Here is a 26,851-nt window from a genome sequence, read left to right on the forward strand (position 1 = left end):
CTTGCCTCAATCCGCGCGGATGTTGTTCGCCCGTACCACCTCGCCCCACTTCGCCACTTCCCGCGTCAGGAAGGCGCCGAATTCCGCGGGCGTGGAGGCGATCAGGCGTGCCTGCTGCACGTCCTGCATCGTCGTGCGCACGCGGTCCTCGTTCAGCGATTCGCGCAGCGCCGCGTTCATGCGCGCCACGGCCTCGGCCGGCGTGCCGTGCGGCGCGAGCACGCCCCACCAGGCCTCGGCCTCCAGGCCGTCGATGCCGGCCTGGCCCACGGTCGGGAGGTCGGACAGCGCGGGCAGTCGCTCGGGGCCGAACTGCGCGAAGATGCGCAGCGTGCCGCCGCGCGCATGCGGGTTCACCACGGCGGCCGAGCCGATCATCATGTCGGTGTGCCCCGCCACCGTGTCGTTCACGGCCAGCCCGCCGCTGCGATAGGGCAGGTGCGCCATGCGGATACCCGCCTTGCCCTGCAGCAGCGTCATGGTCAGGTGGCCGATCGTGCCGTTGCCGGTGGATGCGAAGGACACTGCCTCCGGCCGCGCCTTCGCGGCGTTCACTACGTCGGCGATCGCGCGGAAGGGCTTGTCCGGCTTGCAGGCCAGCACATACGGCGCGCCGCCGATCAGCATGACGGGATCCAGGTCGCGGTCCGGGTCGAAGGGCAGTTGCGGCAGCAGCGCCTTCAGCGTCGCGTGGCTGTCGAAGGTGAGCAGCCAGGTCAGGCCGTCCGGCCGCGCCTTGGCGGCGGCATCGGTGCCGATCGAGCCCGCAGCGCCGCCGCGGTTCTCGACCACCACCGGCGCGCCGAGGCGCTGCGTCAGGCCGGGTGCCACGAGGCGTGCGACGGCATCCGTCGAGCCGCCCGGCGCGAAGGGCACGATGATGCGGATGGGCGCGCCCTGGGCACGAAGCGCCGGCGCGGCAAGTGTCGCGGCGGCCGCGCCGAGCGCGAGGCGGCGGGTCAGTTTGGTCATTGGGCGTTCTCCCGGTTTCGACGCCGGGAGTGATGCGACCACGGCGCCGGGCAGGCAAGCCCTTCGGACGGCTCAGCCTGCGTCGGCAAGGTCGAGCACGCTCGGGTGGAACAGCGCCTCCGGCGCGATGGGCTGCGCCGCCAGGCCGTCGGCCACCGCGAAGCGGATCATGGCCGCGATCTCGTCGCGGTTGCGCGCAAAGCCGTAGGGCCACGGATTGCCGCCCATGACCGCGATCTGCGCCTCAGCCGCAGCCGCGATCCATGGCAGCGAGACGCGCAGCACGTTGACCAGCCGCAGTTCCGCGAGCGACGCCGCCTTGGCCGCGGCGAAGGCGCGGAACAATTCGACCGGCAGCCAGGGATGGCGTTCCGCCACGTCCTTGCGCACCGCCAGGCAATGCATGATCGGGAAGAAGCCGGAGGCGCCGAACCAGGCCTGTTCCTCGGCCCGGTAATCGGGCCAGAGGCGGTCCACCGGCGCGCTGCGGTCGCGCAGGCAGGCAGGCGGGCGCGGCGCGATCAGCGCGTCGATCTCGCCGGCGGCCAGCGCGGCCTCGAGGTCGCGGCCCGCGGGCTTTACGTCGAAATCCTCCGGCAGGGTGATCGCCACGCGCTCGCCCCCCGTGCGCCAGGCGATGCCCTTCGTGTCGACGCCGTAGTGTTCACGCAGGATGCCGCGCATCCATAATGCCGCTGTCTGCTGGTATTCCGGCAGGCCGATGGTGCGTCCCGCGAGGTCGGCGGCCGTGCGGATGTCGCGGTCGGTGCGGATGTAGACCGCCGAATGGCGGAAGGCGCGCGACAGGAACACCGGCACGCCGACATAAGGGCTGTCGCCGCGGATCGTCGTCAGGATGTGGCTGCTGAACGAGAGTTCCGTGACGTCGAAGGCGCGGTCGCGCAGCGCGCGGCGGAAGATGTCCTCGGGTTCGCCCGGCAGGAAGGTGATGTCGCAGCCGGGCACGCGGAAGCGCCCGTCCATCAGCGGGCGCGTGCGGTCGGAGGATGTGCAGGCGAGGGTGAGCGGAATCATGAGGCGGCGAGGTTTTCCGGCGTGAAGGGCATGGCGCGCGGGCGGATGCCGAGCGCGTCGTGGATGGCGTTGGCGATGGCGGCGATGGCGGGCGCGAGCGACGCCTCCCCCGCCCCGAGCGGCGGCTGGTCCGGCCGGGCGATCAGCCGCGTCTCGACCGCCGGGACCTCGGAAAAGCGAAGGATCGGGTAGGTCTCCCAGTCGTCGGAGGTGACCGCGCGGGCGTTGAAGGCGACCTGTTCCATCAGCGCCATCGACACGCCGTGGATGGCGCCGCCCTCGTACTGGTTGGCGACACCGTCGGGGTTGATCGCCTCCCCCACATCGGCGGCGATCCAGAGGCGGCGGCAGAAGACGCGGTCCAGCGCCTCGATCTCGGCCGCGACGGCGCAGTAGGCCCCGGTGTTCTTGTAGCGCGCATAGGCGAGGCCGAGGCCGAAGCCCTCCCGCTTCGCACGCCCGCGCCAGCCGCACATCTGCGCGGCCGCCGCCAGCACGTCGCGCCCGCGGGGGTCATCCAGGTGGCGCAGCCGGAAGTCGAGCGCGTCCTCGCCGGCCATCTGCGCCAACTCGTCCATGACGGATTCGATCGCAAAGACATTCGCAGGCGCGCCGAGGCCGCGCAGCGCCGAGACCCGCAGCGGCATCCCGGCCAGCCGCTTCACGCCGACATGCAGGCGCGGCATGCGATAGGCCGGCACCGCATTGCGCTGCGCGCCGCCGCCCGAGGCCAGCGGCGGGTTCAGCGCATTCGGGATCTCGCGCGGCGGGTCCATGTATTCGACGGCCAGCAGCGTCGGCATCGCGCCGCGCCCGGGGCGGGAGGAATGGCCGTGGCTGATGACCTCCTCCCGCCAGTCGGAGATGTTGCCCGCCGCGTCGAGCGACGCCTCGATGTCCACGAGCATCGCGGAGGAGACCGGCCCCCAGCCGAGTTCCTCGGCGCGCGACCAGAGCACGCGCACCGGTCGCCCGGGTGCGGCGCGGGCGGCGAGCGCGGCGTCCAGCGCCACGTCGTCCGCCCCGTTGTGGCCGTAGCAGCCGGCGCCTTCCATGTGGCGGACGAGGATCGCCTCCTCCGGCATCGCGAGCGCCTTCGCGAGGTCGGCACGCAGGTTGTAGACGCCCTGCGAATGGGTCCAGACCTCGAGCGCGCCTGCCTGCCAGCGCGCCACCGCGCAGCAGGTGCCGACCGATGCATGGGTCACGTAGGGCCGGTGGAAGGTCGCGCGCAGCGTGCGGGCCGGGGCGCCGGCGGGCGCGTCCTGCGCCGCGACCACGGCATGCTCGCCCGGCGCCGCGCGCAGCCAATCCGCAAGCGCATGCGCGGGCGGCAGGGTGTCGGCCGCCTGCCAAGTGGCGCGGGCCGCCAGGCGATCGGCGGCGCGCTCTGCGTCGTGCTCGGCCTCGGCCAGCACCGCGAGGAAGGACCCGTCGCGTGCCACGACCGCATCGCCGGGCAGCGCGCCGTCCTGCAGCGCAACCAGCCGCGCGCGCCGCGCCGACGGGCGTACCACGCGGGCATGCAGCATCCCCGGCAGGCGCAGATCATGGACGAAGCGCGCCGCGCCGAACACCTTGTCCGGCAGGTCGAGACGCGGGACGGAGGTGCCGGCGACGCGGCGCTCGGCCGGCGGCTTGGGGCGCGCCTCGGCCGGCGCCTCGCAGTCGAGCAGCCCAGCCGCAGCCTGCGCCCAGTAGGATCCGACCTGCCGCCCATCCGGCGCGACGAAGGCACCATCCGCGACACGCAGCGCCTCGACCGGCACGCCGCTCCGCTGCGCCGCGACGCCGAGGTGGATGGCGCGCGCCGCGGCTGCCGCGTGGCGCAGCGCCATGCCGCTGTCCTGCACCGAGAGACTGCCGGAGGTGACGCCCTCGTTCGGGCTGTCCGGCGTCGCGGCCGCCTGCAGGCGCACACGGACCAGCGCGACGTCGAGCTCATCGGCCACGATCTGCGCGAGCGCGGTCAGGATCCCCTGCCCCAGCTCGACCTTGCCGGGCGTGACCGTGACATGCCCCGCGGCGTCGAAGGCGAGCCAGCGGTCGAGCCGCGGATCGGCCGCGAGGCTGCCCGGCAGCTTCCCCGGCGGCGCGGCGCGGCGGTCGAGGTCGCTCATGCGCCTGGCTCCGGCGCCCGGCGGCCGGATGCCATCTCCGCCGCCGCGCGTCGCACGGCGCGCAGGATGCGGTTGTGGCTGCCGCAGCGGCAGAGATGGGGGTCGAGTGCGGCGCGGATCGCGGCCTCGTCCGGGTCCGGCTCGCGCGCCAGCAGCGCCGCCGCCGCGACCAGGATGCCGGACAGGCAGAAGCCGCACTGCCCCGCCTGTTCCTCGAGGAAGGCGCGCTGCAGCGGATGCGGCGCGTCCTCCGTGCCGAGGCCCTCCACCGTCGTCACGTGGCGCCCGGCCACGGCGCCGGTGCCAAGCGTGCAGCCGTAGGCCGGCACGCCATCGACCAGCACGACGCAGGCGCCGCACTGTTCCGCACCGCAGCCGAAGCGCGGGCCGGACAGGCCGAGCGGCCCGCGCAAAGCGTGCAGCAGCGGCGTCGTGTCCGGTACCTCCACCGCGACCGCGGCGCCGTTCAGGGTGAAGGCGACCATGGCGCCGTCAGGTCGGCTGCATGCCGGCCATGCGGATGCCTTCCGCCTGCTTGGCGATGTCGCCGCGCAGGAAGGCGTCGAATTCCGCGATCGACATCGGGTTGACCTGGGCGCCGAGGCGCAGCTGCGCGGCGCGCGTGGCCTCGAGGCCCATGACGCGGTTCACCTCGGCATTCAGGCGCTCGCGCTGCTCCATCGGCATCGCGGTGGGCGCCATGAGGCCGAGCCAGATGCTGGCCTCGTAGCCGGGCAGCACCTCGGCCACCGTCGGCACCTCGGGCAGCAGGGGGCTGCGGCGCGGACCGGTCGTGGCCAGCGCACGCACGCGCCCGGCCTGCGCCTGGGACGCCATGGTAGGGATGGCGTCGAACATCATCGGCACCTGGCCCGAGATGAGCGCCGTGCGCGCCTCGTTCGACCCGCGGAAGGGGATGTGCGTGATCTCGATGCCGGCCATGGCACGGAACACCTCGCCCGCCACGTGATAGGGCGTGCCTGGGCCGGAGGAGGCGTAGTCGATCTTGCCCGGGTTCGCCTTCGCGTAGGCGATCAACTCCTGCACCGAGGTCGCGGGCAGCGAGGGATGCACCGCCAGCACGTGGTGCGCGACGTTGATGAAGGCGACCGGCGCCAGGTCGCGCATCAGCACGTAGGGGCGGTTCGGCAGCAGCGTCTCGTTCGCCGTATGGGTGTTCGACATCAGCAGCAGCGTGTGGCCGTCATTCGACTTCACCACGGCATCCGCGCCGATCGTGCCGCCGGCGCCGGGGCGGTTCTCGATGACCACGCTCTGGCCCAGCGCCTCCGACAATGGGCCGGCCAGGAACCGCCCGGCGACGTCGGCCGAGCCGCCGAGGCCGAAGGGCACGACGATGCGGATGGGCCGGCTCGGCCACGCCTGCGCCGCCGCCCGGCGCGCGCCGAGGCCGGTGGAAAGCGCGCCGAGCGCCAGCGTGGCTCTGCGTCCGATCATGTTCGTGTCCTCCCGTTCGGTTCGCGCATTAGTGGCCGCGCCGTGCGGGCGCGCAAGGGTCAGCCCGGCACCCAATCCGGGCCGGGCATGGCGCGGTAGGCGTCGCGCAGGCTGTTCGACCAGCCGTCCCGCACGGCACGGAAATAGGCGTCGTCCTCCGTGATGCGCCGGCGTAGCGCCACGCGCTGGGTCCCTTCCCGGTACACGAGCAGGTCGAGCGGCATGCCGACCGTGAGGTTCGAGCGCAGCGTCGAATCCATGCTGATCAGCGCGAGCTTCACGCCATCCGCCAGCGTCGTCGCCGAGGTCAGGGCACGGTCGAGGATGGGCTTGCCGTACTTGTGCTCGCCGATCTGGAGGAAGGGGGTGTCGGCCGTCGCCTCGATGAAGTTGCCGGCGGCGTAGACCATGAACAGCCGCTGCGGCTGCCCGCCGATCTGCCCGCCCAGCAGCAGCGCGATGTCGAAGGCGATGTTCTGCGCGGAAAGGGCGGGGCCGTCGGCGTCGAACACGGCCCGCACCGCCGCGCCGGCCAGCTGCGCGGCACGGAACATGGTCGGCACGTCGCGCAGCGTGTGCTGCTGGCCGTCCAGCCACACGCCTTCCTGCAGCCGGTTCCAGACCGCCTGGCTGATGGCGAGGTTGCCCGAGGAGAGCAGCACGATCATGCGCTCGCCTGCGATCTCCTCGACCTGCATCTTGCAGAAGGTCGAGATGTGGTCGACGCCCGCATTGGTGCGGGTGTCCGACAGCATCACGAGCCCTTCGTCCAGATAGAGCCCGACGCAATACGTCATCGGCAGGCGCTCCCCGGCGCCGATTCAGGCCTGCAGGTAGAAATCCTGGATCTGCCGCCCGAGTTCGAGGTTGCGGTCGATGGTGGCCGTCAGGAAGTCATGCAGGCCGCCGGCCATGATGTCCTCGATCCGGCCGAAGCGGAGCCTGGCGTGCATCTCCCCGACCAGGCGGTGGCATTCGCCCCGCCGGCCGCCATGCGCGGCGGCGATGCCGTCGAGCGTCTCCTCGATGCGCGCGTAGCAGGCGACGACGGAGCGCGGGAGCTCGGGCCGCAGGATCAGCAGCTCGGCGATAAGCCGGGGTTCCAGCCGCGCGTGATAGACATGGTGGAAGGCCCGCACCGCCGAGACCGAGCGCAGGATCGCCTGCCATTGCACATAGGCGACGGCCCCGTCCTCCTGCGCGTCGGCCAGCGCGTGGTGGTGCACGTCGAGCACGCGGGCCGTGTTGTCCGCCCGTTCCATCATGGTGCCGAGGCGCACGAACCGCCACGCCTCGTGGCGCAGCATCGCGTCGCCGTAGGCGCCGTTGAACAGGATCGTGCGGCCCTTCACCCAGTCGAGGAAGGCCGGCAGGTTGTCCGGCGCGAAGGTGGCGGCCGTGCTGCGGCGCGCCTCCGACCAGGTGTCGTTCACGGCTTCCCACATGTCGACCGTGACGGCGGTGCGCACCGCGCGTGCGTTGCGCCGCGCCGCGTCGATGCAGGACAGGATGGAGGACGGGTTGGCCGGGTCCGCGGCGAGGTAGCGCACGACCGCATCCTGCGTCGGCGGGGCGCCGGTCGCCTGGAAGCCCGGCTCGCAGCCCGAGGCGATCAGCAGCGCCCGCCAGGCGCTGTCGCGCCGCGCGACGCCGTGCGTCAGGCTCGCCATCCGCAGCGCCACCTGCATGCCGCGGGCGATGTTCCCGGCGCGCTCGATGTAGCGGCCGAGCCAGAACAGGCTGTCGGCGGTGCGGCTCAGCATTGCGTCTGCCCCTGCCCCTGGGGCGCCGCGATGTCGGCCGGGTCGTCCTCCAGCACCCAGGTGTCCTTGGTCCCGCCCCCCTGGGAGGAATTCACGACCAGCGAGCCCTCCCTTAGCGCGACGCGCGTGAGGCCGCCGGGCACCACCCGCACCTCCTTGCCGCAGAGGACGAAGGGGCGGAGGTCCACGTGGCGCGGCGCGATGCCCTTCTCGACCAGCGTCGGCACGGTCGAGAGCGCCAAGGTCGGCTGCGCGATGTATTCGGCCGGCTTCGCGCGGATGCGCGCGGCGAAGTCGGCGCGCTGCTCGGCCGTGCTGTGCGGGCCGACCAGCATGCCGTAGCCGCCCGAGCCGTGCGTCAGCTTGACCACGAGCTCGTCCAGGTGGTCGAGCACGTAGGCACGGTCCTCGTCCCGCTCGCAGAGGTAGGTCGGCACGTTGGCGAGCAGCGGCTCCTCGCCCAGGTAGAAGCGGATCATCTCGGGCACGTAGGGATAGACCGCCTTGTCGTCGGCGATGCCTGCCCCCGGGGCATTCGCCAGCGAGACGTTGCCCGCCTTGTAGGCCGCCATCAGCCCGGGGACGCCGAGCACGCTCTCGGGCCGGAACACCTCCGGGTCCAGGTAGTCGTCGTCGATCCGGCGGTAGATCACGTCGACGCGTTGCGAGCCGGTCGTGGTCCGCATGTAGACGACCTCGTCCTCGACAAACAGGTCGGGACCCTCCACCACCTCGATGCCCATCTCGTCGGCCAGGAAGCAGTGCTCGTAATAGGCGCTGTTGTAGGATCCGGGCGTCAGGATCGCGACGCGCGGCACGGTGCGGCAATTGGGCGGCGCGACCGATTTCAGCGTCTCGAGCAGTTCCTCGGGGTAGTGGCCGACCGGGGCCACGCGGTGCGCGCCGCAGAGGTCGGGGAACAGCCGCAGCATCGCCTCCCGCCCCTCCAGCATGTAGGAGACGCCGGACGGCGTGCGACAATTGTCCTCGAGCACCCAGAAATTGTCGGGGTCGGTGCGCACCACGTCGATGCCGGCGATGTGCGTGTAGACGCCGCCCGGCGGCACGAAGCCCGCCATTTCGGGGCGGAAGGCCTCGTTCTGGCGGACCAGCGCGGCCGGGATGCGTCCCGCGCGAATGATCTCCTGCGCGCCATAGACGTCGAGCAGGAACAGGTTCAGCGCCCGCACGCGCTGTGTAAGCCCGCGCGAGAGCGCCTCCCATTCCGCGCGCGCCAGGATGCGCGGGATGATGTCGAAGGGGATCAGGCGCTCCGGGTCGCCCCCTTCGCCATAGACGGCGAAGGTGATGCCGATGCGCTTGAACAGCAGCTCGGCCTCCTGCCGCCGGCGTTCCAGCGCGGCGGCCGGCGTCGCGGCCAGCCAGCGGGCGATCTCGGCATAGGGGCCGCGGACGAGGCCGTCGGCCGCCATCTCGTCGAAGGCAGGGGTGGTCTTGGTCACCGGCGCGAGGTCCTCCGGCCACGAGCCTTGCCGCGCGGCGCGGCGCGGCGCAAGCCCGCTGACGGCCGCGCCGCGCAGGAAACGCCGCCGGATGCCCAGGAAGCGGGCGCCGACTGCCCCCGGATGGGCAAGCAGGGCGCCGCCCGCCTATCCTCCGGCCACCCCGCCGGAGACCGCACATGACCGAACCCGCCACGCCGACCGCCGCCGATGCGCTCGCCGCCGCCTTCGCTGCGGCCGGCACCCGGCGCATCTACGGTGTGCCCGGAGGCGGGTCGAGCCTCGACCTCATCGCAGCGGCGAAGGCGCGCGGGATCGACTTCGTGCTGGCGCGGCACGAGACCTCGGCCGTGATCATGGCCGCGACCGAGGCCGAGCTGTCCGGCGCGCCCGGCGTCGCGCTCTGCACCCGCGGCCCCGGCGTGGGCAACGCGGCGAACGGCATCGCGCATGCCGCGCTCGACCGCGCGCCGGTCGTGCTGGTCGCCGACGGCTTCGCCCCCGCCGAGCGCGCCTTCGCGACGCACCAGTATTTCGACCAGGCGGCGATGCTGGCGCCGGTGACCAAGGCGCAGCTTTCGGTCGGGCAGATGGCAGCGGGGGAGGCTGCGACGCGCGCCATCGCGGCCGCGCTGGCCGCGCCGCGCGGGGCCGCACTGATCGAGCTGTCCGGCGCCGCCGCGAAGCAGCCCGCCGCGCTGTCGGCCACCGCGGTGCCGCCGCCGCCGATGCCCGACAGGGCGGCGATCGAGGCCGCCCGCCAGGTGCTGGCCCGGGCGTGCCGGCCCGTCGTGATCGTGGGCCTCGAAGCCGTCGCGCAGGACAGCGCGACCTGGTTGCGCCACCTTGTCGCGTCGCTCGGCTGCCCCGCGCTCGTCACCTACAAGGCGAAGGGGGTGATCGCCGACGACGATCCGGCCTTCGCCGGCATCTTCACCTGCGGCGCGGCCGAAGGCCCGGTGCTCGACCGCGCCGACGCGGTGGTCATGGTGGGCGCGGATCCCGTCGAATTCATCCCGAAGCCCTGGCGATGGGACGTGCCGGTCATCGAGGTCGCGACCGCGCCCCGCGCGATGCCCTATGCGCACCCGGCCGCGACGGTGACCGGCGCGCTGCCGGCGGCGATCGAAGGCCTCGCGCGCGGCGCGGCGCGATCGGCATGGGACCCGCGCGAGGTCGCGGCACTGCGCGAAGGCTGGCTGCGCGCGCTCGCCAACGACCCGCGGCGCGGCGCGGGCATCGGGCCGCAGCGCGTGGTGGAGATCACGCAGCTGGCCTGCCGCGAGGCCGGCTTCGATCCGCGTGTGGCGGTCGATGCCGGGGCGCACATGTTCCCCGCCACCACCAACTGGCGCTGCGCGCGGCCGGGCGACCTGCTGATCTCGAACGGCCTCGCGACCATGGGCTTCGCCGTGCCGGCGGCGATCGCCGCGGCGCTGCACGACCCGGCGCGCGGGGCGCTGGCCTTCACGGGCGATGGCGGGCTGCTGATGGGGCTCGGCGAACTGGCGACCGCGGCCGTGCTCGGCGCGCGCGTGGTCGTCGTCGCGTTCAACGACGCGACGCTTTCGCTCATCGACATCAAGAAGGACGCGCGCGACCTGCCGGAGGGGGCGCTTGGCTGGCCGCGCGCGGACCTGGCGGGCGCGATGCGGGCGCTGGGCGGGGTCGGGCTGTCGGTGACGACGGAGGCGGAGCTGGCGCAGGCGATGGCGGAGGCCTGCGCGTCGACCGGGTCGGTCCTGGTCGACGTTGCCGTGGACCCGTCCGGCTATCCCGCACAGATCAAGGCGCTCAGGGGATGACGGGTCGAGGGGGCGTTGCCCCCTCGAATTCCCCCGCCAAAGGCCGAAGGGCCTTTGGCAGGGAGGGTCCGGGAGCGGCGGCGCCCCTCCCGCGACGCCCCGCTCACGCCAGCGGCGGCATCCGCGCGTGCCAGTCGGTGTCGCGCTGGAACGCATCCGCGGCCGCCAGCACCCGCCCTTCCCCGAAGGGCCTGGCCGCCAGTTGCAGCCCAAGCGGCAGGCCCCGGTCGTCGAGCCCGCAGGGCAGGCTGATGGTCGGCAGGCCGAGGTAGTTGAAGGGCCGCGTATTCGCCGAGACCGCCATGTGCCGCGCCCAGTTGTCCGGGCTCGCGTCGATGTCGGTCTCGGCCAGCGTGGGCACGCGCATGCGCAGCGTCGGCGTCGCCACCACGTGGTGGCCGGAAAGTGCCTCGCGGCAGAATTGCCGCAGCAGCGCGCCGCGGCGGGACAGCGCCTCGACATAGAGGTGCCCGGGGATGGCGTAGCCGCCATAGAGCCGGCCCGACAGGTGGATGGCGTAGTCGGCCGGGTGCTCGCGCATCCAGTTGGCGTGGATCGCCGCCGCCTCGACCCGGCTGACCACCGAGACATAGGTGCCGATGGCCGCGAGGGACGGGCAGGACACGCGCGTGACGGTCGCGCCGCGCGCCTTCAGCACCTCGAGCGCCGCCTCGAAGCCCTGCACCACCGCGTCGTCGGCACCGTCGAGGAACCATTCGCGCGGCACGGCGACCGAGACGCCGCGGAGGTCGCCGGTCAGCGCCGCCTCGTAGTCCGGCACGGCCTCTGGCGCGCTGGTGGCGTCGCGCGGGTCGTGGCCCGAGATGACGCGCATGATTCGCGCGCAGTCCCGCGCCGTGCGCGCAAGCGGCCCGACATTGTCCATCGAGAAGGACAGCGGCATGACGCCCGCCCGGCTCACGCGGGTCTGCGTGCCCTTGATGCCGGTGACGCCGCAGATGGATGCCGGCAGCCGGATCGAGCCGCCGGTGTCCGAGCCGAGCGCGGCGGTGAAGAAGCGCGCCGCGACCCCGGCGCCGGAGCCGGAGGAGGATCCGCCGGTGCAGTAGGGCAGGCTCCAGGGGTTGTGGCAGTCGCCGTGATGCGCGTTGTGCCCGGTCGGGTTTTGCGCGAACTCGGCCATGTTGAGCGTGCCCATGTCGATCGCGCCGGCGGCGTCGAGCCGGTCCAGCACGGTTGCCGTCACGGCGGGGCGGAAGTCGCCCCGGATGCGGGACCCGCAGGTGCTCACGCGCCCGGCACGGTAGTACATGTCCTTGTGCATCATCGGCGCGCCGGCGAGCGGGCCGAGCGGCCTGCCCGCCGCGCGCGCCCGGTCCTGCGCGGTCGCGGCCTCGAGCGCCGCCTCGCGGTCGAGCCGCACCACGGCATTGACCTGGCCGTCATGCGCGTCGATGCGCGCCAGGCTGGCGCGGACCAGGGCCTCGGCGGTGGCGTCGCCCTTCGCGAAGGCGTCCGCGGCCTCGGTGGCGGACAGCGCGGCGAGGTCCGTCACGTGCCGGGCTCCTGTTCCTCGCGCAGCGCCGCCTCGAAGGAGGACGGCTCGTCCTCGAAGACGAGCGTGCCGCGCAGCGCGGCGAATTCGGCGATCAGCGCGGGCAGGTCCTCGAGGCCTCGGCGCGCCGCGGCGTTCGGCGGTTCGATGCCGGACCAGAGGCGGATCGCCGCCTCGGCCTGGTGGGTGGGGTCGGTCGCCATCCGGTCGTTCTCCTGCATACCTGGGGCGCCCATGGTTGCGCCGCACGGCTGGCTTGCAAACCCCGCGCCGCCGCATCGGCTGCCGGCATGCCGCCCGGCTGGTTTGCAAAGCCGCCGCCCCGCTGGCAGCCTCCCGACCGCCAGGATCGAGGAAACGCCCCATGAAGATCGTCGAGGTCCGTGCCTTCCCGACCTCCTTCCCGCTGCCGCAGGGCGGGCCGCGCCTCGGCATCGGCCAGGCGGTCAAGCGCGACGCGGTCATGGTCAAGGTCGTGACCGAGGACGGCATCGTCGGGTGGGGGGAAAGCCACCACGGCCGCGCCCACACCGCCATCGCGAAGCTGATCGAGACGACGCTGCGCGGCCTCATCCTCGGCATGGACGCCTTCGACACCACCGGCATCAATGCGCGCATCTACAAGTACCAGCTCGCCTCCCATGGCATGGGCGCGGCCTGCGCCATGGCGATGTCGGGGATCGACATGGCGCTGTGGGATGCGAAGGGGAAGGCGCTGAACCTGCCGCTCTACAAGCTGCTGGGCGGCGCGGCGCGGCCGGTCCCGGCCTATGCGGGGGGCGTGGCACTCGGCTACCAGCCACCGGCGCAACTGATCGACGAGGCCGCGCCGCATATCGAGGCCGGCTACAAGGCCGTGAAGCTGCGCGTCGGCGACACCGTGAAGGACGACGTGGCGCGCATGGAGGCGGTGCGCGACGCCTTCGGCCACGACCTCGCGATCCTGACCGACGCCAATATCGGCTATTCCATCGAGCAGGTGCGCCAGGTGATGCCGGAGATGGACCGGCTCAACATCGGCTGGCTCGAAGAACCCTTCCCCGCGCATGACCACCACCTCTATGCCCAGGCGCGCGGCTACGGCGCGACACCGCTGGCGGCCGGGGAGAACCACTTCACCCGCTACGAATTCACCCGCGTGCTGGAGGACGACGTCATCGCCATCTGGCAGCCCGACCTCTCGAAATGCGGCGGCATCACCGAGGCGCTGCGCATCGCCGGCATGGCGAGCGCCTTCAAGATCCCGATCCACCCGCATTCGTCCATGACCGGCGTGAACCAGGCAGCATCGATCCATTTCCTCGCCGCGATCGAGAACGGCGGTTACTTCGAGGCCGACATCTCGCAGGCGAACCTGTTCCGCGACACGCTCGGCAGCACGCCCTGGACCATCCGCCGCGACGGCACGGTGCTGCCCAACGCCGCCCCCGGCATCGGCGTCGAGGTGGACGAGGCCTTCCTCGCCGCCCATCCGCCGATCGAGGGGCCGGGCTACGTCTGAGCGGCGGCGGCGACCACATCCTGCGGCATGAGCACGCGCAGGAACCGGAAGCCGGGCGGGGCGGGCTCGACGACGCCGAAGGCGCCTTCGGGGAATTCGGCCTGGCCCAGCATCCGCCCGAACACCGCCGGGCCGAACTTGTGGATGTGGCCCACCAGCAGCGTATTGGCCCCGGGCGCGGGCGGCGTGGCGAGCGCCCGGCGCAGCGAGGCGATCGCCGCCGGCACGTCCTTCGTGTAGTCGTCCGCCACCAGGTCCATCGTGACGTCCACCGGCGCGCCGCGCGCCATGATCGCCGCGGTGTCGGATGCGCGGAACACCGGGCTCGACCGTACGGGGCGGAGCGGGATGCGCAGATGCGCCATCGCGGCGGACAGCGCCTGCGCCTGCGCAATGCCCGCGGCCGAGAGGTTGCGCTGCCCTGCCCGCTCCCCGAGCCGCCCGGTATCCACCTGCGTCCGGTCGGTGATGGCGTGGCGCATGTAGAGCACCTGCCCCCCGCCGCGCAGCAGCCCGACCCAGTCCGGAACGGCCTGCGCCGCCGCCGGCGCGGCCAGGCCAAGCGCCAGCAGCGCGCGCCGTTCAACCCGTGCCATGCATCACCCCCGCAATCTCCCGGATCAGCTTCGCGCGCATCGCGCGGGCGAAATCCTGCCGCGTCTCGGCCACCATGACGAAGGCGCCGGGGCCGCCGATCACCTCGCGCTCATAGTGCACCCGCAGCGGCTCCCCGAAGCGCGTGACGGGGGAGACCTCGATCGCCAGCCCGTTCACCACGATGCCGAGCGCGACCGCGGCGTCCCGCGCCTCGATCGCCGGCGTGAACGACCGCATGTCGGGCCCGTCGCCGGCGACGTCGATGACCTTCTCCTCCGCGCGGAAGGGCGCGGCGGCGATCAGCGCGGCGGCATGGACGATGGCGTCGCCGATCGCGTTGTAGGATTGCCGGCTGCGCGGGGCGGCGCGGATCGCCTCGGCCAGCGCGCCGGCCGAGGCAGCGTCGCGCACCGCCATCCAGTCCACCGCCGTCGCGGCGCCGCCAGGGCTGCCCCACTCGACCATCGCCACGGCAATCGCGCCCCGCGGCTTGGACACGATGGCCGCGACCACCGCCGGGTGCGTGACGGACTCTGCGAGCCCCTCCCGCTGCAGGCGGAATTCGTCCGGGTCGATGGAGCCGGAGGCATCCATCGCCAGCACGAGCAGCAGGTCCACCATCGGCGCCGGCTGCGCAACGGCCGGCACGGGCAGCAGGGCTGCGAGGGCGGCGCGGCGGGGCAGCATGACCCTAACGATGGCCTGCGCAGCGCACGTTGCAAGGGTGGAACGCGGAGGGGTGCCGCCTCTCCGCTCCTCCCCGCCAAAGGCTGAAAGACCTTTGGAAACCTTGAGATTCAATGGGGTTTCTTGGGCGAGGCCGACAGCTATCCCTCGCCGGCTCACCCCGCGATGGCATAGGCCGGTCGTCGCGGATCCGCCCCCGCCCGCACCAACCCGTCCTTCGGGTCCGACAGCACCGCCTCCACGCTGCCGGCCAGCCATGTGATCCCCGGCCAGTCCTTCACCTCGTGCCCGCGGGCGGCGAGGTCGTCGCGCACCGCCTGCGGGATGCGCGATTCCACGGCGACGCGTGCCGGGAAATAGTCGAAGGGCGCGAAGGAGGACGGGAAGGCATAGGACGCGATGCGCGGCGCCTCGATCGCCTCCTGCAGTTCCATCCCGAAATGGAAGACGTTCAGCATGACCTGGAGCATGGCCTGGATCTGCACGTCGCCGCCCGGGGTGCCGAAGGGCATGACGCCGCCATCCTCGGTCGCGACCATGGCCGGGTTGGGCGTCAGGCGCGGCCGCTTGCCGGGCGCCACGCCGGACGGATGTGCCGGGTCGGGCCGCGACTGGCTGCCACGGTTGGACGGGATGATCCCGAGCCCCGGCACGACCGGCGAATTCCAGGACCCGTCGGAGGGCGTGGCCGAGAAGGCGTTGCCCCAGCGGTCCACGACCGCGACGTAGGAGGTGTCGGCCTCGACCTTCGGCAGGTCCGCGCGCTGCGGGCCCTGGGCCGGCGTGCCGGCGCCGAGCAGCGGCGGGTACATCGACGGATGGGCGCGGGCGGGGTCGACCTGGCGCAGCCGCGCGTCGAGATGCGCCTCCGACAGCAGGACCTCGAGCGGCACCTCGGTGAACAACGGGTCGCCGAAATGGTATTCGCGGTCGGCCATGGCGGCCTTCACGCATTCGGTCAGCAGGTGCAGGTAGTCGGCCGAGTTGTGGCCCATGGCGTCGAAGCCCGCGCGTTCCATGAGCATCAGCGCCTGCGCCAGCGCCGGCCCCTGGCACCAGGGACCGCAGGTCAGCAGCGTGTGGCCGCGCCAGCGCCGCGCGACCGCGGGCTCGAGGCGGGACCGGAAGCCGGCCAGGTCCTCCATCGCCAGGAAGCCGCCTTCGGCCTGAATGAAGCGCACGATCTCCCGCGCGATGTCGCCGCGGTAGAAGGCGGCATGCGCGGCGGCGAGGCCGGCGAGGCGCCCGCCGGTCGCGGCGGCGGCGCGTTCCTGCTCCACCATGTAGGTCAGCGTGCGCGAGAGATCCGCCTGCACGAAGCGGGACCCCACCACCGGCGGCGCGCCGCCGGGCAGGAAGATCGCGGCGTTGGAAGGGTACTGCGCGTATTCGGCCGCATGCGCCGCGACCGTCTCGGCCAGCAGCGGATAGACCGCGAAGCCCTCGGCCGCGAAACGGATGGCGAAGCGCGCGACGTCGCCGAAGCCCATCGTGCCGTGGCGCTCGAGCGCGGTGATCCAGGCATCGGGCGCCGCCGGCACGACGGTCCGGCGCACGCCAGACGGGATCTCGCCGCCATGCTCGCGCATGAAGACATCGGGCGGCAGGGCGCGCGGCCAGTGGCCGAGGCCGGCGATGGTCTCGACCGTGCCGTCGGCCATGCGGATCATGATAGGCGCGACGCCCGCCACGTTCACGAGGTCGGGCAGCAGCACGCCGAGCGCGATGCCCGCCGCGCAGCCCGCGTCGATCGCGTTGCCGCCGGCCTCCAGCACCGCGACCGCGGCGGTCGAGGCCAGGTAGTGCCCGGCCGAGACGGCATGGCGCGGGCCGGAGAGCGTCGGGCGGGTGGCGAACATCGGCGGGTCCTTCCCGGTGGCAGCGCGAGACTCGGCGCAGCGCGGCCATGCGTCAACGCCGCCTTGGCGCCCGTCGGGCCAGGCCCGAGAATGGCGTGGAACGAGAGGACCCCGCCATGCCTGACCCCGTGCTGCTGTCCATCGATGCCCGCGGCATCGCCACCGCCACGCTGAACCGGCCCTCCAAGGGCAACGCCTACAACGGGGACCTGCTCGGCGCGCTGATCGCGGGGCTGGACCGGCTGCGCGACGACCCCGCGGTGCGCGCGCTGGTGATCCGCGGCGCGGGAAGGCACTTCCAGGCCGGCGCCGACCTCGACTGGCTGGCCGAGGCCGCGACCTACGGCCCCGAGCAGGCCTATGCCGCCTCCATGGCGACGACGACGGCGATGCAGAAGCTGAACGAATTCCCGAAGCCGACCTTCGCGCTGGTGCACGGCGCCTGCTTCGGCGGCGGCTGCGGCGTGGTATGCTGCGTCGACGTCGCGATCGCGACGCCCGAGGCCGTCTTTGGCCTGACCGAGGTGCGCGTCGGCGTCGCGCCCACGCCGATCAGCACGCACATGGTCCACGCGATGGGCCTCAGGCAGACGCGCCGCTACGCCATCACCGGCGAGCGGTTCGATGCGGCCGAGGCGCAGCGAATCGGCCTGGTGCACGAGGTGGTGCCGGCCGCGCAGGCCGATGCGCGGCTCGCCGAGATCATCGACCAGAGCATGCTGTCGGCGCCGTCGGCCATCGCGATGACGAAGGATTCGTTCCTCGGCGCCAACGGGTTGAAGCTCTCGGCGCGGGAGATGGCGCTGCTCGCGCATGAGAGCTGGATGCAGCGCGCCTCGGCGGAAGGGAAGGAAGGCCTTGCGGCGTTCCGGGAGAAGCGCCGGCCGGGCTGGTATCGCTGACGGATGGGCGGATGACTGCGCCGGCTGTCCGGCCGGCTGTCATCGAACGTTCATCGAAGTGAAATGCAGAGGTCTTCCAGGGCGCCTAGAAGCGGCGTCGACGATGCCCTGGCCGGGGCATTCGGACCTTCACCAGCACACGGAGAGAACGCTCATGAACAGGCGGTCCATCCTTCTCGGCGCCGGGGCGGCGCTCACCCTGCCGGCGTTCGGCGCGCGCGCGGAAGAAGCGCGGATCACCGGGGCAGGCGCCACCTTCCCGAACCCGATCTACCAGAAGTGGGCCGAGGCCGCGCGCGGTCCGACCGGAATCCAGCTGAACTACCAGTCGGTCGGCTCGGGAGCCGGCATCAACCAGATCCGCAACCGGACGGTGGATTTCGGCGCGACCGACGCGCCGCTGACCGCCGAGCGGCTGACCGAGAACAACCTGCTGCAGTTCCCGACGGTGATGGGCTCGGTCGTGCCGATCGTGAACATCCCTGGCATCGCGAACGACCAGCTCAAGCTGACCGGCCCGATCCTGGCCGATATCTACCTGGGCAAGATCACGCGCTGGAACGATGCGCAGATCGTCGCGGCCAACCCCGGGACGACGCTGCCCAACCTCGCCATCGCGCCGGCCTACCGCGCGGACGGCTCGGGCACGACCTTCGTGTGGGTGTCCTACCTCTCGGCCGTCTCGCCGGAATGGAAGGATCGCGTGGGCGTGGGCACCTCGGTCCGCTTCCCCGCCGGCAACGGTGCGCGCGGCAACGAGGGCGTGGCCGGCACGGTGCGCCAGGTGCGCGGCGCGATCGGCTATGTCGAGAACGCCTATGCCATCACCAACCGGCTGGTCACAACCCAGCTGCGCAACAAGGCCGGCAACTTCGTGAAGCCGGAGCAGCCGAGCTTCATGGCCGCCGCCTCGGCGGCCGACTGGAACGTGCCGGGCTTCGCGGCGAACATCATCGACACCACCGGTCCGGCGGCCTGGCCGATCGTCTCGCCGACCTTCATCCTGCTGCCGACCAACCCGACGGAGCCGGCGCGCAGCATGCACGTGCGCCGCTTCTTCGACTGGTGCTTCGCGAACGGCGATGCGCTGGCGCGCGAACTGGAGTACATCCCGCTGCCGGAAGCGACCAAGACCGCGATCCGCGCCGCGTGGCGGACGCAGCTCGGCGCCTGATCCCGACGGGCTTGGCCCGGCATTGCGCCGGGCCAGGCCTTCTTCCCGACCCTCCTGACGGGCAGACCACGTGAGCGCCAGCACAGCCTCCCACCCGGTTCCCGCCGCGCGCGCCCGCCGGGGCGGCGGCAATCTCGGCGACACGATCTTCGAATGGGCCTGCAGGGGCGCCGGCCTCTTCGTGCTCGCGCTGCTCGGCGCCATCATCGTCGAATTGTTCATCGCCGGGCTGCCCGCCTTCCAGGCCTTCGGCGTCGGCTTCCTGACCTCGACGGAATGGGACCCGGTGCAGGAGGTCTTCGGCGCCGGCGTGTCGGTCTACGGCACCGTCGTGACGGCGGTGCTGGCCATCGTCCTCGCCGTGCCGCTCGCCTTCGGGTCAGCCTTCTACCTGACGGAGCTGGCGCCCGTTTGGCTGCGCCGTCCGGTCGGCACCGCCATCGAGCTGCTCGCCGCCGTGCCGTCCATCATCTACGGCATGTGGGGCTTCTTCGTGATCGTCCCATTCTTCGCCACGAACATCCAGCCGGTCCTGATCGACACGCTGGGGGAGCTGCCGCTCATCGGCGCGCTGTTCCAGGGGCCGCCCTTCGGCACCGGCATCTTCATGGCCGCCTTCATCCTGGCCATCATGATCCTGCCCTTCATCGCGGCGACCATGCGCGACGTCTTCGAGCAGGTGCCCCCGGTCTACAAGGAAAGCGCCTACGGCCTCGGCGCTACGACCTGGGAGGTGATGAAGGGCGTCGTCATCCCCTACACCCGCGTGTCGGTGGTGGGCGGCATCATGCTCGGCCTCGGCCGCGCGCTCGGCGAGACGATGGCCGTGACCTTCGTCATCGGCAACGCGAACCGGATCAGCACGAGCCTGTTCGGCCCGGGCAACACCATCGCCTCCCTCATCGCGCTGGAATTCGGGGAGAGCGAGACGGGCAGCCTGAAGCTCGCGTCGCTGCTGGCGCTCGGCTTCATCCTGTTCTTCCTGTCCTTCGTGGTGCTGGCGCTGTCGCGCTACCTGCTCCGCTCCCGGCTGAAGGCCTGAGCCCATGAGCCTCTCCCTTTCCGTCGGCACGGTGCCCGGGCCGCGCAAGGACCCCTCCGTCGCCGCGGCGCTCGGCCGCCGGCGCAAGCGCGCGGACCTCGTGGTCAGGACGCTCTGCATCGCGGCGACGCTGGTCGGGCTCGCCTTCCTCGCCTCGATCCTCGTGACGCTGACCTACCGCGGCTTCGAGGCGATGAGCCTGCGCGTCTTCACCCATGTCACCGCGGCGCCGGGCTCCGACGGCGGCCTGCTCAACGCCATCGTCGGCAGCCTGATCCAGGCGCTGATGGGCACGGCGATCGGCACGCCCATCGGCATGCTCGTCGGCACCTACCTGGCCGAATACGCGCGCGGCTCCAGGCTGGGCAACGCGGTGCGCTTCGTCTCGGACATCCTGCTCTCGGCGCCGTCGATCCTGGTGGGCCTGTTCGTCTACACCATCATCGTGCTGCCGATGGGCAACTTCTCGGGGTGGGCGGGCGTCGCGGCACTCTCGATCATCGTCATCCCGGTCGTGGTGCGCACCACCGAGGACATGCTGCAGCTGATCCCGAACACACTGCGCGAGGCGGTGATGGCGCTGGGGGCGCCGAAATGGCGCATGATCGTCTTCGTGTGCTGGAAGTCGGCGCGCGCGGGCATCGTGACCGGCGTGCTGCTCGCGGTCGCGCGCGTCGCGGGGGAGACGGCGCCGCTGCTGTTCACCTCGCTCGGCAACAACACCTGGTCGACCGACCTCGGCCGCCCGATGGCGAGCCTGCCGGTCACCATCTATTCCTTCGCCGCCTCCCCGTTCGAGGACTGGATCGCGCTGGCCTGGGCCGGGGCGCTGCTGATCACGCTTGGCGTACTCGGCCTCAACATCCTGGCGCGCAGCCTGCTGCGCAGCCGCAAGTGACCGGAAGGAAGGACCCGATGTCCATCACCACCGAGAACGGCGCGACGGCCGAGGCCGCGGGGCAGAGCTTCGGCGGCGTGCAGGCGCGGTCCTCCGTCGCGCTCAATGCGCCGCGCATCGCGATCCGGGGCCTCGACTTCTTCTACGGCGACAACCGGGCGCTGAAGTCGATCGACTTCGACATCCCCGACCGCCAGGTGACCGGCATGATCGGGCCGTCCGGCTGCGGCAAGTCGACGCTGCTGCGCGTGCTGAACCGCATGTACAGCCTCTATGCCGGCCAGCGCGCGACGGGCGAGGTGATGATGGACGGGGAGAACATCATCGCCCCCGATGCCGACCTCAACGCGCTGCGCGCCCGGATCGGGATGGTGTTCCAGAAGCCGACCCCCTTCCCGATGACGATCTACGAGAACATCGCCTTCGGCGTGCGGCTGCACGAGAAGCTCTCGAAGTCGCAGATGGACGAGCGGGTGGAATGGGCGCTCGCGCGCGCCGCCATCTGGGATGAGGTGAAGGACAGGCTCGACAGCAGCGCGCTCGGCCTGTCGGGCGGGCAGCAGCAGCGGCTCTGCATCGCGCGCACCATCGCGGTCCGGCCCGAGGTCATCCTGTTCGACGAGCCGACCTCGGCACTCGACCCGATCAGCACCCTCAAGATCGAGGAGCTGATCGACGAGTTGAAGCGCGACTTCACCATCGTGATCGTCACACACAACATGCAGCAGGCGGCGCGCTGCGCCGACCAGGTCGCGTTCTTCTACCTGGGCGAACTGATCGAGGTGGCGCCGGCGGCGCAGATGTTCACCGCGCCCAGGCACCCCAAGACCCAGGAATACATCACCGGCCGCTTCGGCTGATCCGGGGAAGGACAACGTCATGCCGACCGAACACATCGTCCGCAGCTACGACGACGAGCTGCGCCGCCTGCGCGACATGGTGGCGCGCATGGGCGGCCTCGCGGAACGCCAGGTAGCGGACGCGACGCGCGCCCTGGTGCGCCGCGACACCGACCTCGCGACCGAGGTCGTCAGCCGCGACGCCCAGATCGACGCGCTGGAGCGCGAGGTCGAGGCCTTCTGCATCCGCCTCCTCGCGCTGCGCCAGCCGGTGGCGCAGGACCTGCGTGTCATCGTCGCGGCCATGAAGGCGTCCAACGACCTCGAGCGCATCGGGGACTATGCGCGCAACGCGGCCAAGCGCGCGATCGTCCTGGCCTCGCTCCCCGCCCTCGGCAGCCTGAACGGCTTCGAGCGCATGGCGCACCTGGTGCAGGAGAACCTGAAGGCGGCGATGGACGCCTTCGTGAACAGCGACGCCGGGGCCGCCCGCCGCGTCTGGGAAGCCGACGAGCCGGTGGACGCGATCTACAACGGCATCTTCCGCGAGTTGCTGACCTTCATGATGGAGGACCCGCGCAACATCACGGCGGCGACGCACATGCTGTTCATCGCCAAGAACCTCGAGCGCATCGGCGACCACACGACCAACATCGCCGAGCGCATCCACTACGCCGTGATGGGCGACAGCCTGCCCGACGACCGCCCCAAGGCCGACGAATCGGCCTTTGCGGTGGTCCGCCCGGCAGGCGGCTGAGGGACCGGAGCCGAACGAGATGGCCGAGGCCTATTCCTCCCTCGCGAAGCCGACGATCCTCGTAGTCGAGGACGAGGCCGCGCTGCTGACCCTGCTCCGCTACAACCTCGAGAAGCAGGGCTTCCGCGTCGAGGAAGCCGCCGACGGGCAGGAGGCACTGCTGCGCGTGGCAGAAGCCCGCCCCGACCTCGTGCTGCTCGACTGGATGCTGCCGGCGCTGTCCGGCATCGAGGTCTGCCGCCAGCTCCGCCGCCGCCCCGGCACGCGCGACCTGCCGATCATCATGGTCACCGCCCGCACCGAGGACCAGGACGCGGTCCGCGCGCTCGACACCGGCGCGGACGACTACATCGCCAAGCCCTTCGTGATGGACGCGCTGCTGGCACGCATCCGCGCCCTGCTGCGGCGTTCAGGCGGGGTCGCGACCAAGGGCGTGCTCGCCTACCGCGACCTCACGATGGACCAGGACGCGCACCGCGTCGCGCGTGGCGGGCGGGCGCTGCACCTCGGGCCCACGGAATACCGGCTGCTGGAATTCTTCCTCCAGCACCCGGGGCGCGTCTTCTCGCGTGAGCAGTTGCTGGACGGGGTCTGGGGGCGCGACATCCATGTCGAGCCGCGCACCGTGGACGTCCATATCCGCCGCCTGCGCAAGGCGATCAACGGAGAGACCGAGGTGGACCTGATCCGGACGGTGCGTTCGGCGGGCTACGCGCTGGACGCCGAGGGCCACTGATCCCCGCGCGCATCCGCCGCCAGGCGGATGACGCAGCGCTCGAAGGCCGCGAGGTCGTGCCAGCGCCGCCCGGCCGGCACCTCGGCGCGCTCGAAGCCGCCGCCCGCGGCCTCGATGCCGCCATCGACCATCAGATTGTCCGCCAAGCCGAAATCCTCGAGGCCCATGCGATCGGCATCCTCCCACCCGCCATCGGCACGCGGCCGCGCGGCATCGCCGAGGAAGCCCCGCGTGCGCGCCAGGAAATCCTCCGCCACGTTGCTGTAGCCCGCGACCGGCCGGCCGAGTGCCCGCATGAAACCGAGTTCGAACACCGTGCCGACGTCGGCCGAGGGCCCGCGAAACGGGGTGAGGTTAGCGATCAGCCCACCGCAGGACCGGATATGCGCCTCGTTGCCGAGGTAGATCCGCATCCAGTACGGCCGTTCGGCCGGCGGCGCGGCCGGCGGTGGGTCGAGCGGGAAAACGCCTTCCAGCCCATGCGCCGCGCAGATGCGCTTCTTCGCCGCCGCGACCTCGAGGGCGTCGGGCAGGAAGACTTCGGGACCGGCGAGATAGACGCGCATCGGCCCCGATCCTGCCTTGCCCGGCGGCGCCGCGCCATGCTCGATGCGCGCATGAACCTGCAAGCCGAATACGACAACCGCGCCCGCGTGCCCGACAGCGCCGACATCCTGGCGCGGTGGTCGCGCGATGCCGCCGCCTTCCGCACAACCTGGGCGCGCAGCCACCTCGACGTGCCCTATGGGCCGGGCGAGCGCGAGCGGCTCGACCTTTTCCTGCCGGAGGGGGCGGCCGAGGCCACGCCCCTCGTCATGTTCATCCATGGCGGCTACTGGCAGGCGCTCGACCACCGGCAGGTCAGCCATTTCGCCCGAGGCCTGCTGCTGCGGGGCGTCGCGGTGGCGGTGCCTTCCTACGGGCTCTGCCCCGAGGTGCCCATCGCCACCGCGGTCGAGCAGCTGCGGAAACTCGCCGCGATGCTCTGCCTCCAGACGAAGCAGCATGTGTATGCCATGGGCCATTCAGCCGGCGGGCAGCTCGCGGCAATGCTGCTCGGGCACGATTATTCGCGGTTCTCCAAGGCGCTCGGCTGCCAGGTGGTCCCTGGCGCCATGCCGATCTCGGGCGTCTTCGAGATCGAGCCGCTGCTCGGGACCACGATCGGCGCGGGGCTCGGCCTGACCGCCGAGGAGGCGCGCGCCCTCTCGCCGCGCTTCCTGCCGCCGCCGGGGGGCGAGCTGCACGCCGTGGTCGGCGCGGCGGAAAGCCCCGAATACCTGCGGCAGACGCGGGACTTCGCGGAAGCCTGGGGCGGCACGCATGAAGCGATCCCGGATGCGAACCACTTCACGGTGCTGGACCCGCTGGCCGACCCGGACCATCCACTGACCATCAAGGCCGCCGGGACGGCCCGGCGGCTTGCGTCCCTGTGACGCTTCGCGCTTAACAGGGGACCGGCACTTCACGACAAACAGGGGGGTTTCCATGATCGGGATCGGACGGCGCGGGTTGCTCGGCGCCACCACGGGCTTGCTGGCGGCACCCGCCCTCCTGCATGCGCAGCCCGCGGGCGGCGTGAAGATCGGCCTGGTCGCCGTGCAGACCGGCCCGCAGGCGGCGCTCGGCACGCAGCTGCGCGACGGCTTCCTGCAGGGGCTGCGCCACCTCGACGGCAAGCTCGGCGGCCTGACCGCCGAGGTCGTGCACATCGACGACGAGCTCCGCCCCGAAGTGGCCGTGACCAAGGTCCGCGCGGCGCTGGAGCGCGACCGTGTGGACTTCGTGGTGGGCGTCGTGTTCTCGAACATCCTCGCCGCCATCATGCGGCCGGTGACGGAAGCCGAGACCTTCCTCATCAGCACCAATGCCGGGCCGTCCACCTTCGCCGGGCGTGGCTGCAACCCGTTCTTCTTCACCACGTCGTACAACAACGACCAGGTCCATTCCGTGATCGGCCAGGCCTGCGAGGACCAGGGCTACAAGCGCGTCTTCGTCATGGTGCCGAACTACCAGGCGGGCCGCGACGCGGTCGCCGGCTTCAAGTCCCGCTTCAAGGGGGAGGTGGTGGACGAGGTCTATGTCCCCCTCACCCAGCTCGATTTCTCGGCGGAGCTCGCGAGGATCGCGGCCGCTCGGCCGGATGCGATCTTCACCTTCATGCCGGGCGGATTGGGCGTGAACCTGGTGCGGCAGTACCGCCAGGCAGGGCTCGCCAGCATCCCGTTCCTGTCCACCTTCACGGTGGACGAGGCGACGCTGCCCGCGCAGGGCGCGGCAGCGGAAGGCTTCTTCTCAGCCGCGTCCTGGGCGCCCAACATGGACAACCCGCAGAACGCCCGCTTCGTCCGCGACTTCGAGGCGCAGTTCAACTACGTCCCCGCCACCTACGCCGCGCAGGCCTATGACGGGGCGATGCTGCTGGACAGCGCCATCCGCAAGGTGGGCGGCAACCTGCGCGACAAGGGCGCTCTCCGCACCGCGATCCGCGCCGCCGATTTCACCTCGGTCCGCGGCACCTTCCGCTTCGGCGCGAACCACTACCCGGTGCAGGATTTCTGGCTGCTCAAGGTCGCGCGCCGGCCGGACGGCAAGTTCCAGACCGAGACGGTGCGCAAGGTGCTGGAAGCCAACGTCGATCCCTGGGCGGCCGAATGCCGCATGCGCTGATGCGCGCGGGGTTGGCGGGGCGGCCGCGCGCTGCCACGCCGCGCCGCGCGTGACGACGCAACTGCTGCTAGTGCAGGCGCTCAACGGCCTGCAGCTCGGCATCCTGCTGTTCCTGGTGGCGGCGGGGCTGACCCTCGTGTTCGGGGTGATGGACTTCATCAACCTGGCGCACGGGGTGCAGTACATGCTGGGCGCCTATATCGGCGCGGCGCTGGCGGCCGCCACGGGCTCCTTCTGGTGGGGGCTGCTGCTCGGGCTGCCGGCGGCGCTTGCGGCGGGGCTGGTGCTGGAGGTGCTGGTCTTCCGCCACCTCTATCGCCGCGACCACCTGGCGCAGGTGCTGGCGACCTTCGGCGTCATCCTGTTCCTGAACGAGGGCGTGAAGGTCGTCTGGGGCGCGGCGCCCCTGCAGGTGCCGATCCCCGCGCTGCTGCAGGGCGGCATCGAGATCATGCCCGGCCTGCAGTACCCGATCTACCGCGTGGCGGTGCTGGCCGCCGGCGTCGCGACGGGCGGCCTGCTCTGGTGGCTGGTCGAGCGCACGCGGGCGGGGATGCTGGTGCGCGCCGGCGCCACCAACCCGCAGATGGTCGCGGCGCTGGGCGTCGATGTCGGGCGGCTGTTCACGCTGGTCTTCGCCTTCGGCGCCATGCTGGCGGGCTTCGCGGGAATCCTGGCGGGGCCGATCTTCTCGGTCGAGCCTGGCATGGGCGACAACGTGCTGATCCTTGCCTTCGTGGTGATCGTGATCGGCGGCATCGGCTCGATCCGCGGCGCGTTCCTGGCCGCGCTGCTGGTCGGGCTGATCGACACGCTGGGCAAGTCGATGGCGCCTGACCTGCTGCGGCTGGTGCTCGACCCGTCGGCCGCGCGGCAGGCCGGGGCGGCACTGGCGTCGATGCTGGTCTATGTCGCGATGGCGGCGATCCTGGCGTTCCGGCCGGCGGGGCTGTTTCCGGTGCGGACGGGGTGATGCGGGGCGTGGGCGATGAAGGGCGGGGGAGGAGAACCTCCCCCGATCCCCCTCCCTTCTTTTTCACTTGGTCCCAAAGAAGAT

Annotated in this window: 26 protein-coding genes; 12 read left to right on the forward strand and 14 right to left on the reverse strand. The window is 71.9% G+C overall.

What is annotated here, in order from left to right; all coding sequences use genetic code 11:
- Positions 1-6 precede the first annotated feature (6 nt).
- From E8M80_RS05280 to E8M80_RS05315, 8 genes are all read right to left on the reverse strand, one after another.
- Positions 7-972 carry a tripartite tricarboxylate transporter substrate binding protein gene (locus tag E8M80_RS05280; protein ID WP_137124592.1) on the reverse strand — a complete coding sequence of 322 codons (966 nt, stop codon included), beginning with the start codon at positions 970-972 and terminating at the stop codon, positions 7-9.
- Positions 973-1,044: 72 nt separating this feature from the next.
- The gene (locus E8M80_RS05285) at positions 1,045-2,007 is read right to left on the reverse strand and encodes an ABC transporter substrate-binding protein (protein ID WP_137124593.1); all 963 of its coding nucleotides are present in this window, start codon (positions 2,005-2,007) and stop codon (positions 1,045-1,047) included.
- Complete coding sequence (locus tag E8M80_RS05290) at positions 2,004-4,127, reverse strand: molybdopterin cofactor-binding domain-containing protein (protein ID WP_137124594.1); 2,124 nt, start codon at positions 4,125-4,127, stop codon at positions 2,004-2,006. The genes E8M80_RS05285 and E8M80_RS05290 overlap by 4 nt, the downstream gene beginning before the upstream one ends.
- On the reverse strand, positions 4,124-4,612 hold the full coding sequence (locus E8M80_RS05295; protein ID WP_137124595.1) for a (2Fe-2S)-binding protein: 489 nt from the start codon (positions 4,610-4,612) through the stop codon (positions 4,124-4,126). The genes E8M80_RS05290 and E8M80_RS05295 overlap by 4 nt, the downstream gene beginning before the upstream one ends.
- 7 nt (positions 4,613-4,619) lie before the next feature.
- Positions 4,620-5,585, reverse strand: coding sequence for a tripartite tricarboxylate transporter substrate binding protein (locus tag E8M80_RS05300; protein WP_137124596.1), 966 nt, complete (start codon positions 5,583-5,585; stop codon positions 4,620-4,622).
- 59 nt (positions 5,586-5,644) lie between these two features.
- The gene (locus E8M80_RS05305) at positions 5,645-6,382 is read right to left on the reverse strand and encodes a peptidase (RefSeq protein WP_137124597.1); all 738 of its coding nucleotides are present in this window, start codon (positions 6,380-6,382) and stop codon (positions 5,645-5,647) included.
- Between the two features lie 24 nt (positions 6,383-6,406).
- Complete coding sequence (locus E8M80_RS05310; RefSeq protein WP_137124598.1) at positions 6,407-7,348, reverse strand: alpha-E domain-containing protein; 942 nt, start codon at positions 7,346-7,348, stop codon at positions 6,407-6,409.
- The gene (locus tag E8M80_RS05315; protein ID WP_137124683.1) at positions 7,342-8,781 is read right to left on the reverse strand and encodes a circularly permuted type 2 ATP-grasp protein; all 1,440 of its coding nucleotides are present in this window, start codon (positions 8,779-8,781) and stop codon (positions 7,342-7,344) included. Before E8M80_RS05315 ends, E8M80_RS05310 begins: the two co-directional genes overlap by 7 nt.
- 209 nt (positions 8,782-8,990) lie before the next feature.
- Between E8M80_RS05315 and E8M80_RS05320 the strand changes: the two genes are divergently transcribed.
- Positions 8,991-10,616 (forward strand): thiamine pyrophosphate-dependent enzyme, encoded by a 1,626-nt coding sequence (locus tag E8M80_RS05320; RefSeq protein WP_137124599.1) that lies wholly within the window; start codon positions 8,991-8,993, stop codon positions 10,614-10,616.
- A 103-nt stretch (positions 10,617-10,719) separates the two neighbouring features.
- Here E8M80_RS05320 and E8M80_RS05325 read toward each other — a convergent pair whose 3' ends face one another.
- Both E8M80_RS05325 and E8M80_RS26520 read right to left on the reverse strand, forming a co-directional pair.
- Positions 10,720-12,132 carry an amidase gene (locus E8M80_RS05325; protein ID WP_240789902.1) on the reverse strand — a complete coding sequence of 471 codons (1,413 nt, stop codon included), beginning with the start codon at positions 12,130-12,132 and terminating at the stop codon, positions 10,720-10,722.
- Positions 12,129-12,335 (reverse strand): hypothetical protein, encoded by a 207-nt coding sequence (locus tag E8M80_RS26520; protein ID WP_240789903.1) that lies wholly within the window; start codon positions 12,333-12,335, stop codon positions 12,129-12,131. The genes E8M80_RS05325 and E8M80_RS26520 overlap by 4 nt, the downstream gene beginning before the upstream one ends.
- Positions 12,336-12,496: 161 nt before the next feature.
- Between E8M80_RS26520 and E8M80_RS05330 the strand changes: the two genes are divergently transcribed.
- Positions 12,497-13,633 (forward strand): mandelate racemase/muconate lactonizing enzyme family protein, encoded by a 1,137-nt coding sequence (locus tag E8M80_RS05330; protein ID WP_137124601.1) that lies wholly within the window; start codon positions 12,497-12,499, stop codon positions 13,631-13,633.
- On the opposite strand, the gene E8M80_RS05335 is transcribed toward E8M80_RS05330, so the two are convergent.
- The 3 genes from E8M80_RS05335 to E8M80_RS05345 form a co-directional block, all read right to left on the reverse strand.
- The gene (locus E8M80_RS05335; protein ID WP_137124602.1) at positions 13,624-14,229 is read right to left on the reverse strand and encodes a histidine phosphatase family protein; all 606 of its coding nucleotides are present in this window, start codon (positions 14,227-14,229) and stop codon (positions 13,624-13,626) included. The two genes, E8M80_RS05330 and E8M80_RS05335, sit on opposite strands and share 10 nt — an antisense overlap.
- Positions 14,216-14,917: a DUF1194 domain-containing protein gene (locus E8M80_RS05340; RefSeq protein ID WP_240789904.1), complete on the reverse strand. Its 702-nt coding sequence runs from the start codon at positions 14,915-14,917 to the stop codon at positions 14,216-14,218. The genes E8M80_RS05335 and E8M80_RS05340 overlap by 14 nt, the downstream gene beginning before the upstream one ends.
- A gap of 155 nt (positions 14,918-15,072) precedes the next feature.
- A complete protein-coding gene (locus E8M80_RS05345; protein ID WP_137124603.1) occupies positions 15,073-16,776 on the reverse strand; it encodes a gamma-glutamyltransferase family protein in 1,704 nt (567 codons plus the stop codon).
- 116 nt (positions 16,777-16,892) lie between these two features.
- Here E8M80_RS05345 and E8M80_RS05350 point away from each other — a divergent pair, with 116 nt between their 5' ends.
- The 7 genes from E8M80_RS05350 to phoB all read left to right on the forward strand — a co-directional run bounded on the left by E8M80_RS05350 (position 16,893) and on the right by phoB (position 23,124).
- On the forward strand, positions 16,893-17,678 hold the full coding sequence (locus E8M80_RS05350; RefSeq protein ID WP_170979199.1) for an enoyl-CoA hydratase-related protein: 786 nt from the start codon (positions 16,893-16,895) through the stop codon (positions 17,676-17,678).
- Between the two features lie 154 nt (positions 17,679-17,832).
- Positions 17,833-18,852: a phosphate ABC transporter substrate-binding protein PstS gene (gene pstS / locus E8M80_RS05355; protein WP_137124605.1), complete on the forward strand. Its 1,020-nt coding sequence runs from the start codon at positions 17,833-17,835 to the stop codon at positions 18,850-18,852.
- 70 nt (positions 18,853-18,922) lie between these two features.
- On the forward strand, positions 18,923-19,894 hold the full coding sequence (gene pstC / locus E8M80_RS05360; protein ID WP_137124606.1) for a phosphate ABC transporter permease subunit PstC: 972 nt from the start codon (positions 18,923-18,925) through the stop codon (positions 19,892-19,894).
- 4 nt (positions 19,895-19,898) lie between these two features.
- On the forward strand, positions 19,899-20,792 hold the full coding sequence (gene pstA, locus E8M80_RS05365) for a phosphate ABC transporter permease PstA (protein ID WP_137124607.1): 894 nt from the start codon (positions 19,899-19,901) through the stop codon (positions 20,790-20,792).
- 17 nt (positions 20,793-20,809) lie between these two features.
- Positions 20,810-21,652, forward strand: a complete 843-nt coding sequence (gene pstB / locus E8M80_RS05370; RefSeq protein ID WP_137124608.1) for a phosphate ABC transporter ATP-binding protein PstB — start codon at positions 20,810-20,812, stop codon at positions 21,650-21,652.
- A gap of 19 nt (positions 21,653-21,671) precedes the next feature.
- Entirely contained in the window at positions 21,672-22,388 is a 717-nt protein-coding gene (phoU, locus tag E8M80_RS05375) for a phosphate signaling complex protein PhoU (protein ID WP_137124609.1), read from the forward strand.
- A 19-nt stretch (positions 22,389-22,407) separates the two neighbouring features.
- A complete protein-coding gene (gene phoB, locus E8M80_RS05380; RefSeq protein ID WP_137124610.1) occupies positions 22,408-23,124 on the forward strand; it encodes a phosphate regulon transcriptional regulator PhoB in 717 nt (238 codons plus the stop codon).
- On the opposite strand, the gene E8M80_RS05385 is transcribed toward phoB, so the two are convergent.
- Positions 23,097-23,690 carry a nucleoside 2-deoxyribosyltransferase gene (locus E8M80_RS05385; RefSeq protein ID WP_137124611.1) on the reverse strand — a complete coding sequence of 198 codons (594 nt, stop codon included), beginning with the start codon at positions 23,688-23,690 and terminating at the stop codon, positions 23,097-23,099. The genes phoB and E8M80_RS05385 overlap by 28 nt on opposite strands.
- A gap of 51 nt (positions 23,691-23,741) precedes the next feature.
- Between E8M80_RS05385 and E8M80_RS05390 the strand changes: the two genes are divergently transcribed.
- The 3 genes from E8M80_RS05390 to E8M80_RS05400 are packed head-to-tail and all read left to right on the forward strand — an operon-like array spanning position 23,742 to position 26,767.
- Positions 23,742-24,560, forward strand: a complete 819-nt coding sequence (locus E8M80_RS05390; RefSeq protein ID WP_137124612.1) for an alpha/beta hydrolase — start codon at positions 23,742-23,744, stop codon at positions 24,558-24,560.
- Positions 24,561-24,612: 52 nt separating this feature from the next.
- Positions 24,613-25,794: an ABC transporter substrate-binding protein gene (locus tag E8M80_RS05395; protein ID WP_137124613.1), complete on the forward strand. Its 1,182-nt coding sequence runs from the start codon at positions 24,613-24,615 to the stop codon at positions 25,792-25,794.
- A 49-nt stretch (positions 25,795-25,843) separates the two neighbouring features.
- Positions 25,844-26,767 carry a branched-chain amino acid ABC transporter permease gene (locus E8M80_RS05400; RefSeq protein ID WP_137124614.1) on the forward strand — a complete coding sequence of 308 codons (924 nt, stop codon included), beginning with the start codon at positions 25,844-25,846 and terminating at the stop codon, positions 26,765-26,767.
- Positions 26,768-26,851 lie beyond the last annotated feature (84 nt).

The organism is Roseomonas sp. HF4 (assembly GCF_005222755.1).
GTDB lineage: Bacteria > Pseudomonadota > Alphaproteobacteria > Acetobacterales > Acetobacteraceae > Neoroseomonas.